Raw genomic sequence first — 17,800 nt, 5'->3', positions numbered from 1 at the left:
TTTTATATATCACTTATAATTTACACCAAAAAAAAGAGCCCTTAGGACTCCTTTTTTCTTTCTATTTTTTTTATCACACCTTAGATCAAGCCTAAGATGTATTTATATAAAACAAATTAACTCATTGAGCGCAGATTCCTTTAATAAACTCAGGACAGGCTTTAGAGAATTAAACTCACTATGAGATTAAAAAGGAAGATCGTCGTGATCATCTTCTTTAAAATCGTTTGCTGGTTCAAAAGCATCTTCCGGCGGCATTGGTGGCATTTCTGGCGCACCATTTCCTGCTGGCTGTAAATTCTCAATTCTCCAACCTTGGATAGAATTAAAATACTTAGTTTCTCCTTGCGGATTAACCCATTCTCTACCTCTAAGATTAATACTTACCTTTACTTGTTGTCCTACTTGATATGCGTTAAGAATATCGCATTTATCTTGAACAAACTCAATCATAATATGTTGAGGATATTGCTCTTCCGTAGTTACTACCATTTCTCTTTTTCTAAAACCATTGTTTCCAAAAGTTTTAGTCTCATCAATCAACTTTATTTTTCCTTGTACTTCCATGCGTCAAAAATATTAAAATATATTCAATTTATTTAGCCAATAATAGTTTCCATGCAGAAACAACATCATTATTTGCAATCATCTCTTGAGCTTTTGCGTGTATCTGTGCTATATCATCGGCACTTATTAACTCTCTTATTTTTATAGAACTCTCAACAAACTCTTCTATTTCTTCTTTTGAGGGAACTCTTTCTACATTCCCTAAAACACCTAAATCGTTACCTGTTAGCACTTTACTATTTCTAATATCAAAAGGAATATTATCAATCCCAATTCCTATGCTAGCTAAAGGCTTTGGCACCTCAAACATTCCTAAATTAGCACGACTGTACCAATTTCCTCCCATTCTACTTACCAAATCTATTTTGTGCTGATCTATTTGTCCATTTTCATCTAAAACAGCTTCATTTATATGAAGTTTAACTACTTCACAAACAATTAAATTTCCAGCCCCCCCTTCTTCTCCTAGAGCAATAACTTCATTCACTTTACACTCAAATTGTACTGGCGACTCCCCCACTCTAAATGGTTTTATAAGCTCCGACTTTAACATTGTAAGTCCTGCTTTTTCAAACTCATTAACTCCTTTTGGATACTCTGTACTACTTAAAGAAACTTGCTGAACTATATTATAATTTACAATGTTAACAACAACTTCTTTAGTTTCTAATATATTTTCCAAAGTATGCTTTGTAGTATTATCTCGAACCCTTCTATTTGCAGAAAAAATCATAATAGGTGGATTGGAACTATACACATTAAAAAAACTAAAAGGCGATAGATTTACAGCTCCATTAGCATCAATAGTACTAGCAAAAGCAATAGGCCTTGGTCCTACTGCTCCAAGTAGATAACCATGAAGTTTGCCTGTGGATATTTCTTTAGGATCTATAGATAACATACTGTTGTTTTAAACAAAAATAGCTTAAATAAAACGGAGGCAAAAATGTTTTAATACAAAGTAATCCCTCCATTTTTAAATTTTAAAAAGCCCCTAGTTTAGAATTGCGTTGATGGCTAGCGCAGCTAAAACCCTTATCCGCAGAATAGTAACCGAAATCTCTGAGATCAGGAGTGTAGCGACGCAGCGTTACGGTTTTTCGACCTCGTTGTCAAAAAAACCATACATTTTAAACCTTTGTAGGTGAAGCAACAATAAATTTGATGGTTTTACTTTATATTTATACATTGTCAAGTAAAATTCCTCAAAAAAGCCATGAGATATAAGAGGAAATAAATTTTTCGACAAAAGTGTCGGAGCAATAAACCTCGATAAATGAGTAAAAACTTTTCTTCGAATAAATGAAAAAAGCTACCCGTTGGATTCTTATAATGTCCTCATTTGTAATTGTTATTTCTATTTTATGGAATACCTATGTTTTCTTTCAGAAATTTAAAGAAGAAGAGCGTACTAAAATGAAAATTTGGGCGGAAGCATTAGGAGAGTTTTTACAAACTACCGATTTAGACCGCGATTTAGGGAATCTTACCTTAGCTGTTATAAAAAATAACACCAGTACTCCTATGATATATATGGGGAAAAATGGAGAAGTTAGGTCGAATAATCTTCCAGAAGAAAAAGCTAATGATTCTATATACATAAGAAATAAAGTCCGACAATTTGTATCCGAAAATGCTCCTATTGAAGTTACTTTTAGAGCAGAAAAATACGGAACATTATATTACGGAAATTCAGATGTTTTAAACAATTTAAAATATTATCCCATAGCGCTTATTTTAATAATCGTTTTCTTTGGAGGTACTGTTTACTTTTTCTATCAAATTTCTAAAGTAGCAGATCAAAATAAACTCTGGGCTGGAATGGCAAAAGAAACTGCACACCAAATAGGAACTCCGCTCTCTTCTCTTTTAGGATGGGCAGAACTATTAAAGTCTGAAAATGTAAACCCTACCATTACTCAAGAAATAGAAAAAGATATCGATAGACTCTCTACCATTACAGAACGCTTTTCCAAAATAGGCTCTGTACCAAAATTAGAACGCCTAGATGTTATTTCAGAAACAAAAAATACATTTGATTATATCCAAGCCAGAAGTTCTAAATTGGTAGATTTTCATTTCAAAGCTCCAGCTAAAGAAATATACAGTCTTGTTAACCCTCAACTCTATAGTTGGACTATTGAAAATCTCATCATAAACTCTATTGATGCTATGAAAGGAAAGGGGAAATTAGAAATTGAAATTTTTGAAGATAAGAAAACAGTAAAAATAAACGTTATAGACACAGGAAAAGGAATTATGAAAAGTGATTTTTACAAAATATTCGAACCAGGCTATACCACCAAAAAAAGAGGTTGGGGTCTAGGACTATCTCTGGTAAGAAGAATTATTGAAGATTACCATGATGGGAAAGTAAAAGTTTTAAATTCTGTTTTAGGAAAAGGAAGTACTATACAGGTTACTCTTAAGACTGAAGAACTATAAATCAAAATAAACCTACAGTGAAAACTATACAAAAAGAAATTAAGGAAGCCTCATTAACCAATAATTGTCCTGAATGTTTTTCAAACCAAGGGCTCTTACTCACTTTTTACCAAAAACATATTGAGAGTGCTTGGTATATAAATGCTACAAAAGAAATAACCGACAAAATTGTTTGTGGAAATTGTAACACAACTATTTATCCTGTTCGATGGACGGAAGACATTGAAAGAGTAAGAGAGTTTTATGCAAAAACTGTTGAAAACCCAAAAACATACTTTAAACTAACTCGGCTTTCTATTTTTATGATGTTAGCAATTGTTGGAATTGCCATTGCAGTTTTTATATTTCTACGTAGCAATAATAGTATCTAAAAGACTAAACTATAGCAGCACTTACTTTTTTAGCAATTTCTTTAAACTCATCATCGGATAGCTTTACTTTTTGCTGAAAAGTCATTTCGCTCATAGCATTTAAAGGAATTAAATGAACATGCGTATGCGGAACTTCTAGTCCTACCACAGCAATCCCTACTCTTTTACAATCTATTACTTTTTCAAGTGCTTTGGCTACTTTTCTAGAAAAAGACATTAACCCCATATAAGTCTCTTCATCTAAATCGAAGATTTTATCTATTTCTTTTTTAGGAATACATAGCGTATGGCCTTTTGCATTAGGATTGATATCCAAAAAGGCGTAAAAATTTTCATCTTCAGCTACTTTATAACTAGGGATATCTCCATTAATAATTTTTGTAAAAATTGTTGCCATACAAGGAAAAAACTTCAGTTTCTATTTAAACTCTAAAATAAAAAAGGTTTGACTAACAGCCAAACCTTTTTTATACTAAACACCGTTTAATTATAACAATGTATCGATTGCTTCATTATATGCTGTTTTAGGAGCAACACCTACTTGTCTTCCTACAACTTCTCCATTTTGAAAAACTAAAACTGTAGGTATATTTCTTACGCCGTATTTAGCTGCAAATTCTTGATTAGCATCAACATCTACTTTTCCAATAACAGCTTTACCTTCGTATTCTTCGGTTAATTGGTCAATAATTGGAGCCACCATTCTACATGGACCACACCAAGCTGCCCAAAAATCTACTAATACTGGTTTGTCACTTTTTAAAACTACTTCATCAAAAGTAGCATCTGTTATCTCTAAAGCCATTTTATTTAATTTTAATGTGTTCTACTTTATTATGCAAATTTAGTCAAATATTTCTCGAATCCTTACAGAGAGCATATATGTTTTTACTATAAAACCATTTGATTTTCTGATAGGAATCTTAAATTTATAAAATAACTATTAATATTATTGCTATTTTACTATCTTCATAAGATGAAGCACCCCTCTATACTTTTATTTTTTTTAGTTTCGAGTTTCATTATTAAAGCACAAGAACTCAATTCCATAGAAGACAATTTTTCATGGAGTCCCCTATATGTAAAAGCCTCTGCATACAATTCTTTAAAAACGCAAACCGTTGGAAATCCTGCTATAAGTGCATGGGGAGATACTTTACAACCTGGAATGAAAGCAATTGCAATCTCAAGAGATTTACTAAAATTAGGAATTACCCATAATACCCCTATTAAAATTGAAGGTTATGAAGGTATTTATTTTGTAAAAGATAAAATGAATGCACGCTACCGAAAAAAAATTGATATTTATATGGGAATAGAGCTTCAAAAAGCGAGGGATTTTGGAAACAAGAATCTTAAAATCTGGTATGGAATTCCTCAAAAAAATGAAAATTAACCTCTAAAACTAATTTTCTACTAAAATTGACACCTACTTTTTAAATTCCAGAGGAAAAGTTCTATTTTTAGGAATCATTAATCAAAAAATACTATCATGAAGTCTTTAATTTATCTTTTATCATTCTTAATTCTACTAGCTTCCTGCAAAAATGAACCTGAAGGGACTAACGCTTTAACCTTAGGAAAACTTACTCTTGAGGATGCCACCCCCTCTCCAGGAGATTCATTAAATATAAGTTACAATGAAAAAGCAGTAGATAGCATCGAAGCTATGTTCTATTACCTTGTAAATACCAATGCTTATGCAGTTGATATTCATTTAAAAAATGATACTAAAAATACATTAAAAGCAACAATTCAAATTCCTGATTCGGCTGCTGCTATTGCCTTCAATATTAAAAAAAATGAAGAAATAGATAACAACAACAAAGAAGGTTACATTATTCCTTTGCACAATTCTGAAGGACATATTATTGCTGGAAGTAATGCCGCAAAAGCATATTATAGATTAAATTTTGGCGAAAGAAATGAATTGGAGGTAAATAAAGATTCTATTGTTACTGCAATCCAAAAAGATATTACAGAACACCCTGAAATTTCTAAAGAATGGAAGCTTGTTTACCTAGACTTAATGTATAAAGAACGTAAAGAAGAAGGAAAAAAATTAGTAACTAAATACATCGATTCGCTGTCTTCTAAAGAATCTCTAACAGAAAAAGAGTACCAATCTTTACTAAGAATGTATAATTTAACTGGAAATAAAGAAAAGGCAGATTCTATAAAAACTGCTGCAATTGCTACTTTTCCAAAAAGTAAAATTGCAGAACGAGAATCGCTAATTAAAGTTTATGAAATTAAAGATTTAGATGAAAAAACTAAGGCTTATGCAGATTTTAAGACGAAATTTCCTGAAGCAACTGGTCAAATAAACGATGCTGTACTTAGAACTATTGCATTGGCATATAATAAAGAAGGAGACGTTGCTAAATTTGATGAATACGCTAATCAAATCGATGAAGAATTAAACAAAGCTTCTGTTTATAATAGTGTTGCTTGGGAAAAAGCAGAAGCAAAAAAAGATTTAGATTTTGCTGAAAACCTATCCAAACAATCTCTTGAATTAATTAATTCTCTAAAAGAAGATCCCTCTAATAAACCAGATTATTTCTCTGAAAGTCAGTTTAAAAACAGACTAGAGGGAACTTATCAAATGTATGCAGATACGTATGGTTTAATTTTATTTCAACAAGGAAAAACAAAAGAAGCTATTGATACTCAAAAAATAGCTGTAGGCGATGGAAAAAGTGTAGATGTAAATAAAAGATATCTAGAGTTTTTAATGACCGATAAACAATACAAAACTGTATTGGAAAAAGGAGAATCTTTTATAAAGTCTGGAAACTCTAATCCTGAAATGTTAGATTATTATGTTACAGCATATAAAGAAGTTAATGGAGAAGAAGGGCTTGAAGCTAAAGTTGCCGAATTAGAAGCTGCTGCACATAATTTATTAGTAGAAAAAATTAAAAGCAATTTAATAAGTGAAGAAGCAGCAGAATTTGCACTAAAAGACATGGAAGGTAAAGAGGTGAGTCTTTCTTCATTAAAAGGAAAAGTTGTTATTCTTGATTTTTGGGCAACTTGGTGTGGCCCATGTAAAGCCTCTTTTCCAGAGATGCAACAGCTTGTAGAAAAATATAAAGACAATGAAAATGTGGCAATTTTGTTTGTAAATACTTTTGAGAACACTCCTAAAAGAGAAAAAGACATTACCGATTTTATTACTAAAAACAAATATGATTTCCATGTAATTCTCGATGCTCCAATTAAAGACAGTAGAAATTTTGTGGTAGCCGACAGTTATGGAATTAGAGGAATTCCTACAAAAATTATTATTAGTCCAGAGGGAAAAATTAATTATAAATCTGTGGGCTACGAGGGCAACGGAAAGCTCTTAACCGAAATGGAAATTTTAATAGAGCTTATAGAAAAAAGCTAATAAAAATATAGCATATCTATACTTTATAAAACTAAACGATCAACTTTTTCTGAAAAAATCAGCTAAAGTTGATCGTTTAATTATTTTTACAAGCTAGTCCAACCCTTTGAATGGGAAGGATAATAAACTTCTAGTTTAATTTATAAACAACATTTTGAAGGTTCAATTCTTGAAGTAACTCATTAGAGATATTCACTTTTTGTTTTCTGCTTGGCATTGTTAATTTAATTTCATTCTCCATTTCATACACCACAAAATTTAAAGTATGATCTCCTTTATGCATGGAAATTACATCTTTTAACGTATCAATACGATTATCTTCTAATTCATCAAGTTTTAAATGAATGGTAAGTTTTCGAGCATATTTATCCATTACATCCTGCAATTGTTCCATAGAGTTAAATTGCAATCTAGGATCTCCTCTTTTACCAGTTTCTCTATTTACCCAACCTTCTCTAACAAAGGCTTTGATATAAATAAAAGAGTTTATCATTAAAAAATGGCGGAATTTAAGATATTCTTCTCCAAACATTCTAAATTCATACGTATCTGTATAATCTTCAACGGTAAATAATGCCCATCCTTTTCCATTTTTAGAAACCCTATGTTGCACATCAGAAATAACCCCTGCAAAAGAAACTTCTCGGTTAACAATGGCTTCCAAATCATTAAAAGCTCCGATAGTTCCATTACAGAATACATTAATTTCAGTTTTAAAATCGTCTAATGGGTGTCCGGAAATATAGATTCCTACCACTTCCTTTTCACGTTTTAATTTCTCCATGGTCCCCCAGGTTTCGCAAGGTGGAACTTGGGGTTCGGGAATTTGCACATCGCTAGCCTCTCCAAAAAGACTTACTTGCGAGGAGTTTTCATTTTCCTGAAATTTAGCACCATACTTCACTGCTTTTTCCAAAAAAGTTATCCCATCTCCTTCTGCATGAAAATATTGCGCCCTATGTGTATCTCCAAACGAATCGAGTCCTCCTGCTAATGCTAAGTTTTCAAATGCTTTTTTATTGGCTGCTCTTAAATCTATCCGTTTTGCCAAATCAAAAATAGACTTATACTTTCCGCCTTCTCTTCCTTCTACAATGGTATTTACAGCACCACGACCAACACCTTTTACTGCGCCCATTCCAAAACGAATAGCACCATCGTTATTAACCGTAAATTTATAGTAAGATTCATTTACATCTGGACCAAGAACTTCAATTCCCATTCGCTTACATTCCTCTAAAAAGAAAGTAACCTGTTTAATATCGTTCATATTATTAGACAGTACAGCTGCCATATATTCCGCAGGATAATTTGCCTTTAAATATGCTGTTTGATACCCAATCCAAGCATAACAGGTAGAATGCGATTTATTAAAAGCATAACTTGCAAATGCCTCCCAGTCTTTCCAAACTTTCTCCAGCGTTTCTCTAGAATGCCCTCGAGCCTCTCCTCCATCTAAAAACTTTGGTTTAAGCTGTTCTAGTAATGCAAATATTTTCTTTCCCATTGCCTTACGCAAAACATCGGCTTCCCCCTTTGTAAAACCTGCTAACTTTTGAGAAAGCAACATTACCTGCTCTTGGTAAACCGTAATCCCGTAGGTCTCCTTAAGGTATTCTTCCATGGCATCGAGATCATATTTAATCTCTTCATCTCCATGTTTTCTACGGATAAAACTCGGGATATATTCCAAAGGCCCTGGACGATATAAGGCGTTCATTGCAATTAAATCGGCAAAAACGGTAGGTTTTAAATCCTTCATATGTTTCTGCATTCCGGCAGATTCATATTGGAAAATTCCTACGGTTTCTCCTTTCTGGAACAGCTCGTATGTTTTTTCATCATCTAACGGAAATTCATCTGGATTTAAATCTATCCCATGCTTATATTTTACCAATTTAACGGTATCCTTAATAAGCGTTAGTGTTTTTAATCCGAGGAAATCCATTTTTAATAATCCCGCATTCTCCACCACGGAATTATCAAATTGCGTAACATATAAATCGGAGTCTTTAGCTATAGAAACAGGAACAAATTTGGTAATATCGTCTGGGGTAATAATAACTCCACACGCATGAATTCCTGTATTTCTAACCGACCCTTCTAAAATTCTTGCTTGGTTTACCGTCAGCGCTTCTAAATCGTCTCCATCTGCTATATTTTTAAGCTCGTTTACTTTATCAATTTCTTCAGCGCGTAAACTCCCTTTTAACTTAGCATCGTCTAAACTAAAAATCTTAGCCAGCTTCATATTTGGAATTAGCTTAGCTATCCTATCGGCATCGTGTAAAGGTAAATCAAGCACACGTGCTGTATCTCTAATAGAAGACTTAGCAGCCATGGTTCCATAAGTAATAATTTGCGCTACTTGGTTGGCACCATATTTATCTATTACATAATCCATTACACGCCCACGCCCTTCATCATCAAAATCAATATCAATATCTGGTAAGGATACACGATCGGGATTTAAAAACCGCTCAAAAAGTAAATCGTAGTGAATAGGATCGATGTTTGTAATTTCCAAGCAATAGGCCACTGCAGAACCAGCAGCAGAACCCCTCCCCGGACCAACAGAAACATCCATTTTACGAGCTGCTGCAATAAAATCTTGTACAATTAAAAAGTACCCTGGATATCCTGTATTTTCAATAACGCTTAACTCAAAGTCTAATCGTTCCTTAATTGACTCTGTAATTTCTGGATAACGCCTTTTTGCTCCCTCATACGTTAGGTGTCTTAAATATTTATTTTCCCCACGTTTTCCATTATCATCTTTATCCTCTTCAAACTGAAATTCTTCTGGAATATCAAACGCAGGTAATAAAACATCTCTAGCTAGCTCATACGGCTCTACCTTATCTACAACTTCCTGAATATTAAAAATAGCTTCAGGAAGATCTTTAAAAATGGCTTTCATTTCCTCGCCACTCTTAAAGTAATATTCTTGATTTGGCAATCCGTATCGATATCCTCGCCCACGACCAATAGGCGTATCTTTTTTCTCTCCGTCTTTAACACACAATAAAATATCATGTGCATTTGCATTTTCTTTATTTATGTAATAGCAATTGTTTGTTGCTACTAACTTTACTTGATGTTTATTTGCCAACCTTACAAGTTCGCTATTCACCCTATTTTCATCTTCTTGATCGTGGCGCATTATTTCCACATACAAGTCTTCTCCAAACTGCTCTTTCCACCAAAGCAAAGCCTCTTCTGCTTGTACCTCCCCAATATTTAGGAGTTTACTTGGAACTTCTCCATACAAATTTCCAGTAAGTACAATTATATCTTCCTTGTATTTTTCAACAACTTTTCTATCAATTCTTGGCACATAATAAAACCCTTCTGTATAAGCTATAGAAGACATTTTTGCCATATTATGATACCCTCGCTTATTTTTAGCAAGCATCACAATTTGGTAACCATTATCTTTAACAGATTTATCTAAATGATTTTCGCAAACATTTAAAGTACATCCTAAAATAGGTTTTATAATTGTTTCAGAAGGCTCTTCTCCATTTGCAATAGCCTCTTCATTTCTGGCTTTTACTCCTTTATTATGATTTCCAACTTCTTTTACAAAATGAAAAGCCCCCATCATATTTGCCATATCTGTAAGTGCTACCGCTGGCATTTTAGCTTTTGCCGTTGCAGCAACCAAATCTGGAATACTTGAAGTAGCCTGAAGAATAGAAAACTGAGAATAATTATGAAGGTGTGAAAAGTTAACCTCTTCTAACTCTTTTATGTTTTGATGTAGTTCTTCCTTAGAAATTTCTTCTGAAGGCGCTTCTTTCGCAATTTGCTCCCTAATTTTATCAGAAGCTTTTTTCAGATTAATATGCTTTAATCCGATAAGCTCAATTGGCTGCGGATTGGCCTCAGAAAAATCTCTAAAATAGGAAGGTAAAACATCTAATTCTTCCGCAGTAAAAACCTCTTTACGGATAAGTTCTAAAAAGCAACGTGTGGTTGCTTCCACATCTGCTGTGGCATTATGAGCTTCTGCAAAAGGTTCATTAAATAAAAACTCATGAAGCTCCGTTAGTGTGGGAAGTTTAAATTTCCCTCCTCTTCCTCCAGGAATCTTACATAAAGATGCTGTAGTTTCTGTACAAGTATCTAAAACAGGTAACTCGGTTAGATTACTTTCTACTCCCGCACGGTAAAATTCCGCACCCATAATATTTACGTCAAATCCTACATTCTGACCAACTACATAAGTGGATTTTGATAAAGCTTTCTGAAACTTTTCTAATACTTCATCCAATGGAAGCCCTTCCTGTTCGGCTAATTCTGTAGATATTCCATGTATCTTTTCAGCATCAAAAGGAATATTAAACCCTTCTGGCTTGATTAAATAATCCTGATGTTCTACAAGATTTCCCATATCGTCATGCAATTGCCATGCAATTTGAATTGCTCTTGGCCAATTATCAACATCGGTTATGGGAGCATCCCAACGTTTCGGTAATCCGGTAGTTTCTGTATCAAAAATCAGGTACATAAAATTGCTATCTCTTTAAGATTGAAGTAATTAGTTGTAAGCCAACTGAAAGCTTAAAATTAAGGATATTTTTGAGAGTAAAAAGCATAAATTATCAGGAGTTATCAACTACCTCGGGCAAGCCCACAAGGTATTCAAAGGAAATAAATTAAATTCATTTCGACCCAGAGCCCATCGGTAAACTCAGCACAGGCTCTGGGGAATTAAACCCTCTTTGAGGGATTAAAACAAAAAAGGCTGCTTATTTCTAAGCAACCTTTTTCAATTAACTCTATAATTAATCAACTACCTCGAAGCAAGCCTACGAGGTATTCAAAGTAAAATAATTTAATCCATTTCGATGCAGAGCCCTTCGGTAAACTCAGCACAGGCTCTAGGGAATTAAACCCTCAATGAGGGATTAAGATACAATATGCTCATAACGTTTTGCATTGTTTACAGAGTTTTTGATAGCATTTCGCTGCCTCGTAATCATTGCTTTTGTAGATTCTGGCAAGGATGTTTCTTCTAGAATTTCATTATAATCTTCCAAACTTGCCTCCTCTCCTCTTTGTACTTCTTCTAAAATTGCCTCTTCATCATTACTAGATAAAGCCGATTTTATATTCATCCAAGTACGGTGCATATCTCCTGTTATACTACCCGAATCTATAGGCTTTTCTCCAAAAGAAATGATCTCTCTTTTCAACTCATCAGCAAACTTTTCTCGTTCTGCCGCTTTACTTTTAAAATAAGTTTTAAGATTTGTATTATCTACATGCTCACTAGAATTTACAAAACCCTTTTGCGCATCATAATTCTTTTCTAATAATTCATTTATTTTTTTGGCAACATCTTCTGTGTAACTCATAATTCAATTTTTAAATGGTTAATAATCTATTTCTCCTCTTAATTTACTAAACCATTCTTCCAAACCAAAGGAAAAGGGGTGGTTTAGGTATTATTTAACCTTAAATCTTAAAGGAATTATAATACTTTTTATGTAAACAAATTCTTTATTTACAAAGCGAATTGCTTCGATTCATTATAAAAATTGTTACCTATTGAGATTCCTAAAAAAAATAGAAAAATTTCATCAGAATAATTTATGGGTTTAATTATCTTTGTGCCTACATTAAAAAAATATATTGATGTCAATTTCAGATTTATATTCTTCAGGTTTTAGAGATAGAAACCGCGATCATTTTGCAGCTATTGTTAGAGTTGCCTTATCTGATGGCGAAATGTCTCCTGAAGAAAAAGCATTTTTAGACCGTTTAGCAAATAATTTAGATATTTCTCCTGAGCTATATGAGAGTATTCTAGAAAATCCGTCTGCATTTCCAGTAAATCCACCTTCGTTGTACAACGCAAGATTGGAAAGACTATATGATATTGGGCGTATGATTTTTTCCGACCATATCGAAGATGAAGATGAAATGCGAATTATGAGAAGATTGGGTATTGGTTTAGGTTTTAATCCTGCTAACGTAGATCTTATCAATAAAAAAGCGATGGATCTTATCCACAAAGGAGTAGATTTAGATACTTTTATTGAAGAAATTAAGCACATGAACCGCTAAGGGTTTATTGATAAAAAGTCAAAAGGCAGTACTTGAAAAAGTGCTGCCTTTTTGGTTATTTATAATTTTGAATAAACTCCTCCGCTTTTTCTACCATTTTTTTACTTCCGCAGTAAAAAGGAACTCTTTGGTGTAACTCTGTGGGGTTTATATCTAAAATAGCTCTAGTTCCATCACTAGCTTTTCCACCTGCTTGTTCTGCTAAATATGCTATTGGATTACATTCGTACAACAACCGTAATTTCCCATTCATAGCTTTACTACTTTCTGGATATAAAAAAATCCCTCCTTTAATCATATTTCTATGAAAATCTGATACCAAAGAACCTATATAACGGGAGGTATAAGGACGATCTTCTTCTTCCATTTGGCAATATTTAATATACTTTTTTACACCTTCTGGAAAGTGCACATAATTTCCTTCATTTACAGAATAAATGCTACCATTTTCTGGATATTGCATATTTGGATGCGACAAATAAAATGTCCCGATAGCAGGATTTAATGTAAATCCATTTACTCCATATCCTGTAGTATAAACCAACATTGTAGAAGTCCCATAAACTACATATCCAGCAGCTACTTGATCTCTCCCTGGCTGTAAGAAATCGTCAATAGTAACAGGAGTTCCAATAGGAGTTACCCTTCTATAAATCGAAAAAATAGTCCCTACAGAAACATTTACATCTATATTACTAGAGCCGTCCAAAGGATCAAACAACACTACATATTTATTCTGATTGTTGTTATCATGACTGTTTATGGCAACAAAATCGTCCTCTTCTTCTGAGGCTATTCCGCAAACAATCTCTCTGTTTGTTAATGATTGAATAAACTTTTCGTTTGCTAAAACATCTAGTTTTTGTTGATCTTCGCCTTGCGCATTTATATCGCCGCTTGATCCTAAAACATCTACTAAACCTGCTTTATTAACTTCGTGGTTTACAACTTTAGCTGCTAAACGAATGGCGTTGATTAATTTTGATAACTCTCCTGTTGAATACGGAAAAGCACGCTGATTTTCAATAATAAACTCGCCCAGCGTTTTGTTTTTCTTGGTCATAACGGTTTTTGTGTTTTTACGCTCACAAATATCGTCATTTTTGTGAAACTACAACGTTTTCGTTAAATTTCATTTTTATATATTTATAACTCTAAGTTATATTTGTAACAGATATGGAGTATAGAATTAGACTAGCAGAAAAAAAAGATATGAGCCAAGTTCTCGAACTTATTCAAGAACTGGCGGATTTTGAGAAAGAACCTGAAGCTGTGGAAGTTTCTGTGGAAGATTTAGTAAATGATGGATTTGCAGAGAATCCACTTTTTAAATGCTTCGTGGGTGAAGTAAATAACAAAATTGAAGGAATGGCACTTTTTTATAACCGCTATTCTACTTGGAAAGGAAAAACAATTCATCTTGAAGATTTAGTAGTTAGAAAAAGTTCGAGAGGAACAGGCTTAGGAAGTGCTCTTTTTGCCGAAGTAATTAAATATGGTCATAATCTTGGCGTAAAAAGAATAGAATGGGTAGTACTTGATTGGAATACTCCCGCAGTAAAATTTTATGAAAAGAATGGCGCCAATATCCTAAGAGATTGGGATACCGTACAATTAGACGAACAAGGAATTAAGAATTTTATAGCAAATACAAATTCATGAGAATTTTTAAATTTGGAGGAGCATCTGTAAAAGATGCAGAAGGGATAAAAAACGTAGTTAATGTATTACAAACCGTAGGGCACGAAAACACTTTATTAGTGGTTTCAGCTATGGGCAAAACAACCAACGCCATGGAGGTTGTGGTTAAAAATTATTTTGAAGACAAATCAAAACTCAATGCTTCATTCCAAGAAATTATTGATTACCACAATGATATTTTAATAGCGTTATTTGAAAACGAAAAACACCCTGTATTTCAAAAAGTTAAAGGCTTGATTGAGCAAGTTCAAGGATTTTTAGCATGGAATAAATCTCCAAAATATTCTTTTGTTTACGACCAAGTTGTAGGCTACGGAGAACTTATTTCTACAACTATTTTAAGTACTTATTTCTCTGAAGTAGGTATTAAAAATAAATGGTTAGACGTAAGAGATTACATCAAAACTGACGATAGTTATAGAGAAGGTTCTGTAAATTGGGATGCTACGCAAAAAAATATAGCTGAAAACATAGACCAAAGTTGCCTCAACATAACACAAGGTTTTCTAGGAAGCGATGATAATAACTTTACAACCACCCTTGGAAGAGAAGGGTCCGATTATACCGCCGCTATATTTGCATATTGCCTAAATGCAGCATCTGTAACTATATGGAAAGATGTGCCTGGAGTTTTAAATGCCGATCCTAGGTATTTTGAAAACCCAGAACTTTTAAACAGAATATCCTATAGAGAAGCTATTGAGCTTGCATTTTATGGCGCTTCTGTAATCCATCCTAAAACATTGCAACCGCTTCAAAGAAAGGAGATTCCACTTCATGTTAAATCCTTTATAAATCCTAAAGAAGATGGAACAGTAGTAATGAAAGGTAAAGGAATTACACCAAATGTCCCCTGCTTTATAGTGAAGAAAAATCAGATTTTAATGAAACTTTCTTCTTTAGACTTCTCTTTTATTGTTGAAGAAAATATTAGTGAGATTTTCAAACTTTTTAGTGATAATAGAATGAAAGTTGACTTAATTCAGAACTCCGCCATCAGTTTTTCTGTTTGTGTTGAAAATAAATTCAACAAATTAGATGACCTTTTAAAAATACTAAAATCTAAATTTAAAGTAACACATTACGAAGACGTATCGCTCTATACCATAAGACATTTCAATGAAAAAGCAATTGCTTCTTTACAGAGTGGAAAGGAAGTTTTACTTGAGCAACGTACGCAAGAAACAGTTCAGTTGGTTGTAAAATAAATCTAGAGCTCACTTTCTTTTTCTATATTTGTATTGATTAGACCTCAATATAATTTCAAATGGGATTAGTTACTGCAAAAGAAGTAGCACAAGTAATTAACGCAGATAAGTATGGATTTTTAGGAACATTAAGTGGTTGGGCACTAATGAAAGTTCTAAACATATCTGCGATTAATAGAGTATACGATAAGCATAAAGAGAAGAAAGATTTAGAGTTTTTGAATGCTATTTTAGATGAGTTTGAAATTAATTTTGAAATTCCTAAAGAAGATTTAAAAAGACTTCCAAAAGATGGAGCATATATTACTATTTCCAACCATCCACTTGGTGGAATAGACGGGGTTTTATTACTTAAATTACTGTTAGAGCAAAGGCCAGATTTTAAAATAATAGCAAATTTTCTATTACACAGAATAAAGCCATTAGCGCCTTATATTATGCCTGTAAACCCATTTGAAGCTCATAAAGATGCTAAAAGTAGTGTTGCAGGTTTTAAGCAATCGTTGAAACACTTAAGAGAAGGGCATCCTTTAGGGATCTTCCCTGCTGGAGAAGTTTCTACCTATCGAGATGGAAAACTAATTGTAGACAGACCATGGGAAGAGGCTGCAATGAAGCTTATTCAGCGTGCCGAAGTTCCTGTAGTACCGATTTATTTTCACGCTAAAAACAGTAAATTATTCTATCGTTTATCAAAACTGAATGATACGCTTAGAACGGCAAAATTACCTTCTGAAGTTTTAACGCAACGCAACAGAGTTATCCGTGTTAGAATTGGAAGACCTATTAGCGTTGAAGCACAACAAGAGCAAGAAAGTCTAGAGGATTTTACTGAGTTTCTTAGAAGAAAAACATATATGTTATCAAACGCTTTTGAAGAAGGACGTTTGTTTGATAAAGTACCTACAAGTTTTAAATTTCCACGCTCTCCTAAAGAAATTATTACTCCTGTGAGTAAAGAATTAATGGAGCGAGAGGTTAACGAATTAAGAGCGCTAGACTTACGTTTATTACAAAGTAAAAACTATGAGGTTTTTCTCGCCAAGGCGAAACAAATGCCATATATCTTAAGAGAAATTGGCAGACTTAGAGAGATTACTTTTAGAGAAGTAGGCGAAGGTACCAACCAAGCTATAGATACCGATGAGTTTGATGAGTATTACCACCATTTGTTTTTATGGGACAGTGATGAAAAAGCCATTGTTGGAGCCTATAGAATGGGAATGGGCTCGGAAATATTTAAGACAAAAGGAATTGATGGTTTTTATATGCAGGACTTGTTCAAATTTGAACCTGAGCTTCATAAAATGATGAGCGAATCCATAGAAATGGGTCGCGCATTTATTGTAAGCGATTATCAGCAAAAACCAATGCCTCTATTTTTACTCTGGAAAGGAATTGTACATACAACTTTAAGACATCCAGAGCACAAATATTTAATTGGAGGAGTGAGCATTAGCAATCAATTTTCTAATTTCTCCAAATCTTTAATGATTGAGTTTATGAAATCTCATTATTGGGATCCGTACGTAGCTCAGTATATTAGTCCGAAAAAAGAGTTTAAAGTAAAATTAAAAGACGCAGACAAAGAGTTTGTTTTTGATGAAACAGAAGCCGACCTCAACAAATTTGATCGGATGATTGATGAAGTTGAACCAGGAAACTTAAGACTCCCTGTATTGATTAAAAAATACATTAAGCAGAATGCTAAAGTGGTGGCTTTTAATGTAGATCCACTCTTTAATAATTCTGTAGATGGACTTATGTATATAAAAATTGCAGATCTCCCAGAAAGCACTGTAAAACCAGTAATGGAAGAATTCCAAGCAGAATTGGAACGAAAACATATGGAAGATTTAAATGGAAATGTAGAAGATTAAAAACCTATGCTATCCAAAAACATATAAGTGACTGTAAATAATAGCACTTAAAAAAGTATAGTGTACCTTCCTGAATGTTAAAGGATCTTTTCGAGAGTTAGCTGTTTGAAACTTCGACAAGCTCCTTTGACAACTAAAGAAAGTTTTTTAATTTTT

General features: G+C 33.3%; 15 protein-coding genes. 8 read left to right on the top strand and 7 right to left on the bottom strand.

Translation table 11 applies throughout. From position 1 onward, the window contains the following. Positions 1–186 precede the first annotated feature (186 nt). Complete coding sequence (locus tag AC13CQ_RS15670) at positions 187–567, bottom strand: DUF3127 domain-containing protein (protein WP_008610864.1); 381 nt, start codon at positions 565–567, stop codon at positions 187–189. Positions 568–595: 28 nt separating this feature from the next. Continuing rightward, on the bottom strand, positions 596–1,468 hold the full coding sequence (locus AC13CQ_RS15665; protein ID WP_008610865.1) for a flavin reductase family protein: 873 nt from the start codon (positions 1,466–1,468) through the stop codon (positions 596–598). Positions 1,469–1,869: 401 nt separating this feature from the next. Between AC13CQ_RS15665 and AC13CQ_RS15660 the strand changes: the two genes are divergently transcribed. Both AC13CQ_RS15660 and AC13CQ_RS15655 read left to right on the top strand, forming a co-directional pair. Further along, entirely contained in the window at positions 1,870–3,012 is a 1,143-nt protein-coding gene (locus tag AC13CQ_RS15660; protein ID WP_335587583.1) for a sensor histidine kinase, read from the top strand. 17 nt (positions 3,013–3,029) lie between these two features. Then, positions 3,030–3,383 (top strand): hypothetical protein, encoded by a 354-nt coding sequence (locus AC13CQ_RS15655; protein ID WP_008610867.1) that lies wholly within the window; start codon positions 3,030–3,032, stop codon positions 3,381–3,383. A gap of 4 nt (positions 3,384–3,387) precedes the next feature. Here the strand turns inward: AC13CQ_RS15655 and AC13CQ_RS15650 are convergent, their stop codons facing one another. Continuing rightward, positions 3,388–3,780 (bottom strand): HIT family protein, encoded by a 393-nt coding sequence (locus AC13CQ_RS15650; RefSeq protein ID WP_456867860.1) that lies wholly within the window; start codon positions 3,778–3,780, stop codon positions 3,388–3,390. A 90-nt stretch (positions 3,781–3,870) separates the two neighbouring features. After that, positions 3,871–4,188 (bottom strand): thioredoxin, encoded by a 318-nt coding sequence (gene trxA, locus AC13CQ_RS15645; protein WP_008610870.1) that lies wholly within the window; start codon positions 4,186–4,188, stop codon positions 3,871–3,873. Positions 4,189–4,359: 171 nt separating this feature from the next. Here trxA and AC13CQ_RS15640 point away from each other — a divergent pair, with 171 nt between their 5' ends. Together AC13CQ_RS15640 and AC13CQ_RS15635 are read left to right on the top strand one after the other, a co-directional pair. Further along, entirely contained in the window at positions 4,360–4,779 is a 420-nt protein-coding gene (locus AC13CQ_RS15640; RefSeq protein ID WP_456867861.1) for a 3D domain-containing protein, read from the top strand. 96 nt (positions 4,780–4,875) lie between these two features. After that, on the top strand, positions 4,876–6,780 hold the full coding sequence (locus AC13CQ_RS15635) for a TlpA family protein disulfide reductase (RefSeq protein ID WP_456867862.1): 1,905 nt from the start codon (positions 4,876–4,878) through the stop codon (positions 6,778–6,780). Between the two features lie 130 nt (positions 6,781–6,910). Here the strand turns inward: AC13CQ_RS15635 and dnaE are convergent, their stop codons facing one another. Both dnaE and AC13CQ_RS15625 read right to left on the bottom strand, forming a co-directional pair. Next, positions 6,911–11,293 (bottom strand): DNA polymerase III subunit alpha, encoded by a 4,383-nt coding sequence (dnaE, locus tag AC13CQ_RS15630; RefSeq protein WP_456867863.1) that lies wholly within the window; start codon positions 11,291–11,293, stop codon positions 6,911–6,913. Between the two features lie 400 nt (positions 11,294–11,693). Further along, positions 11,694–12,143 carry a ferritin-like domain-containing protein gene (locus AC13CQ_RS15625; RefSeq protein ID WP_008610878.1) on the bottom strand — a complete coding sequence of 150 codons (450 nt, stop codon included), beginning with the start codon at positions 12,141–12,143 and terminating at the stop codon, positions 11,694–11,696. A 280-nt stretch (positions 12,144–12,423) separates the two neighbouring features. On the opposite strand from AC13CQ_RS15625, the gene AC13CQ_RS15620 reads away from it, so the two are divergent. Further along, entirely contained in the window at positions 12,424–12,855 is a 432-nt protein-coding gene (locus tag AC13CQ_RS15620) for a TerB family tellurite resistance protein (RefSeq protein WP_337901392.1), read from the top strand. A 55-nt stretch (positions 12,856–12,910) separates the two neighbouring features. Here the strand turns inward: AC13CQ_RS15620 and fbp are convergent, their stop codons facing one another. Beyond that, on the bottom strand, positions 12,911–13,918 hold the full coding sequence (gene fbp / locus AC13CQ_RS15615) for a class 1 fructose-bisphosphatase (protein WP_456867864.1): 1,008 nt from the start codon (positions 13,916–13,918) through the stop codon (positions 12,911–12,913). 113 nt (positions 13,919–14,031) lie between these two features. Between fbp and AC13CQ_RS15610 the strand changes: the two genes are divergently transcribed. Genes AC13CQ_RS15610 through AC13CQ_RS15600 form a run of 3 tightly spaced genes read left to right on the top strand, consistent with a single transcriptional unit; the run spans position 14,032 to position 17,644 of the window. After that, positions 14,032–14,517: a GNAT family N-acetyltransferase gene (locus AC13CQ_RS15610; protein ID WP_456867865.1), complete on the top strand. Its 486-nt coding sequence runs from the start codon at positions 14,032–14,034 to the stop codon at positions 14,515–14,517. After that, the gene (locus tag AC13CQ_RS15605; protein WP_474507149.1) at positions 14,514–15,764 is read left to right on the top strand and encodes an aspartate kinase; all 1,251 of its coding nucleotides are present in this window, start codon (positions 14,514–14,516) and stop codon (positions 15,762–15,764) included. Before AC13CQ_RS15610 ends, AC13CQ_RS15605 begins: the two co-directional genes overlap by 4 nt. A 59-nt stretch (positions 15,765–15,823) precedes the next feature. Further along, entirely contained in the window at positions 15,824–17,644 is a 1,821-nt protein-coding gene (locus tag AC13CQ_RS15600) for a GNAT family N-acyltransferase (protein WP_008610886.1), read from the top strand. Positions 17,645–17,800 lie beyond the last annotated feature (156 nt).

The organism is Galbibacter sp. L-19 (genome assembly GCF_056857615.1).
Note: the sequence above shows the minus strand (reverse complement) of the source record. Positions and strands in the feature narration are given on the sequence as shown.